General features: G+C 37.9%; 2 protein-coding genes and 1 pseudogene. All 3 read right to left on the bottom strand.

Annotated features, from left to right (window positions below):
- Window positions 1-253: 253 nt before the first annotated feature.
- Window positions 254-1,555: a pyrimidine-nucleoside phosphorylase gene (locus tag ACEWK1_RS19505; protein WP_121662661.1), complete on the bottom strand. Its 1,302-nt coding sequence runs from the start codon at window positions 1,553-1,555 to the stop codon at window positions 254-256.
- Between the two features lie 21 nt (window positions 1,556-1,576).
- Entirely contained in the window at window positions 1,577-2,398 is an 822-nt protein-coding gene (locus tag ACEWK1_RS19500) for a purine-nucleoside phosphorylase (protein ID WP_416636567.1), read from the bottom strand.
- Window positions 2,399-2,409: 11 nt separating this feature from the next.
- Window positions 2,410-2,631, bottom strand: a pseudogene (locus tag ACEWK1_RS19495) (phosphopentomutase); the annotation flags it as partial.

Here is a 2,631-nt window from a genome sequence, read left to right as displayed (position 1 = left end):
CACGTCGTTTTTCCTTTGGATCAAGTCACTTTCGCCTGATGTCACGTCGTTTCCTCTTAGTCAGGTCATTTTCCGGCTTGGTCACGTCATTCTTCCGATTTTTCACGTCGTTTTTCCTTTGAGTCAAGTCACTTTCGCCTGCTGTTGCGTCGTTTCCTCTTAGTAATCTCATTTCACGCTCCCCCAACAAGTAATAACTAAATCAATACATAAAAACCACAGCAATCATAGCTGTGGTTTTTAATATCAACATCTATTCAACTGTAGCATAGATCAATTCTGGTGCTTTTACCTCTTCATTACTAACAGAGATGCTTTCATAAAGGGTCTTTCTTACATCTTCTACGTTTTCTGCATTACTATGAATTGTAACTAGTGACTCTCCTTGTTTCACACTGTCACCAATTTTTTTATTTAGGACAAGACCAACTGCAAGATCAATTTCTGATTCTTTTGTTGCTCTTCCTGCACCTAATAGCATTGCAGCTGTACCAACAGAGTCAGCAATAATTTCAGAAACATAGCCATCAGCTTTTGCTTCTAGTTCAAATTGATATGCTGCTTGTGGCAACTTTTCAGGTTGATCTACAACTGAGCTATCTCCACCTTGGGCCTCTAAAAATGTTTTTAATGTTGTTAAAGCTTTACCGTTTTCCATGACTTCAACTAACATCTTTCGAGCTTCTTCAAGAGAGTTGGCCTTTTCAGCTAAATACACCATATAACTTCCTAATGTTAAGCAAAGTTCTTCTAAATCTTTCGGTCCTTTGCCACTTAATGTATCAATCGCTTCTTTGACTTCTAGTGCATTTCCAATTGCATATCCTAGTGGTTGACTCATATCTGAAATAACAGCCATTGTTTTACGGCCAACAAGGTTACCGATATCAACCATAGCTTTGGCTAGCTCTTTAGATTCGTCTAAATCCTTCATAAAAGCACCCGCACCTGTTTTTACGTCCAACACAATTGCATCTGCACCTGCTGCAATTTTTTTACTCATGATGGAGCTTGCGATAAGTGGAATACTATTTACTGTTGCCGTTACATCTCGTAATGCATATAAGCTTTTGTCTGCAGGAGTTAGGTTCCCACTCTGTCCAATCACTGCTATTTTGTTTTTATTTACCAATTCAATAAATTGTTTGTTCTCAATCTCCACGTGAAAGCCAGGTACAGATTCAAGCTTATCAATTGTTCCACCAGTATGACCTAGTCCTCTTCCAGACATTTTTGCCACAGGAACGCCAACTGCTGCTACTAAAGGACCCAATACAAGCGTAGTTGTATCACCAACACCACCGGTACTGTGTTTATCAACTTTTATTCCTTTAATTTCACTTAAATCAATGGTGTCACCTGATTGGACCATTGACATCGTAAGTTCAGCACGTTCATTATCTGTCATTCCTTGAAAATAAACAGCCATTGTAAAAGCACTCATTTGATAGTCAGGGATGTCACCTGTTGTATAGCCTTTGATTATGTGTTGAATTTCTTCTTTTGTTAATTCTCTTCCATCACGCTTTTTTTCGATCAAATCAACCATTCTCATATGTCTCTCACCTTTTTTTCATTAGAAATTTATTTTTTCTACAATGCTTTTTACAAGGTTTAAAAAGTTTGCTCTTACCTTTTCAGTTGTTTCTATTACTTCATCATGTGATAATGGCTGATCTAATATACCAGCCGCCATATTTGAAATACAAGAGATTCCTAATACTTTTAAGCCAGTATGTCTGGCCACGATTACTTCTGGAACTGTGGACATTCCGACTGCGTCTCCACCAAGTATACGAAGGGCACGGACTTCAGCAGGAGTTTCATATGATGGACCAGTATTGCCAACGTATACTCCTTCTTGAAGCTTAATATGTAATTCACTAGCAATGCCCCTAGCTAACTCTCTAAGTTGTTTATCATAGCTTTCAGACATGTCAGGGAAACGAGGTCCCATATCAGAATCGTTTGGACCAATTAACGGGTTTGTCCCCATGTTATTAATATGATCGCTAATCAACATAAGATCTCCGGCTTGGAAGTTTTCATTCACTCCGCCAGCTGCATTTGTCACAATTAATGTTTGAACTCCTAATTCCTTCATGACTCTTACAGGAGCTGTTACTTTATCTAGACTGTATCCTTCATAGAAATGAAAACGTCCTTGCATAGCAACAACTTTTTTCCCTTTTAAACTTCCAAAGACAAGTTGACCAGCATGTCCTTCAACCGTTGAAATAGGAAAATTAGGGATTTCATTGTATGGTATTTTTACAGGATTCTCAATTTCGTCAGCTAATACACCTAAACCTGATCCCAAGATTAGTCCTATTGTCGGTTGCTCACTATATTTTGATGTTAAGTAATTTGCTGCTTCTTTAATTAATTTACTATTCATTTTATACCCTCCTATTTCAACTCTGAAAGAAAGCTTTTTCCATGAGCTGGCATTTTCACATTAAAATTATCGGCAATAGTTGCTCCTACATCTGCAAACGTTTCTCTTACTGGAAGCTCTTTTCCTTCTTTCATTTTTGGGCTATATATTAATAAAGGAACATACTCCCTTGTATGATCGGTTCCGTGGTGAATAGGATCATTCCCATGGTCTGCAGTTAGAATCAACAAATC

Source organism: Metabacillus sp. YM-086 (assembly GCF_048059995.1).
Lineage (GTDB): Bacteria > Bacillota > Bacilli > Bacillales > Bacillaceae > Metabacillus > Metabacillus litoralis_B.
Note: the sequence above shows the minus strand (reverse complement) of the source record. Positions and strands in the feature narration are given on the sequence as shown.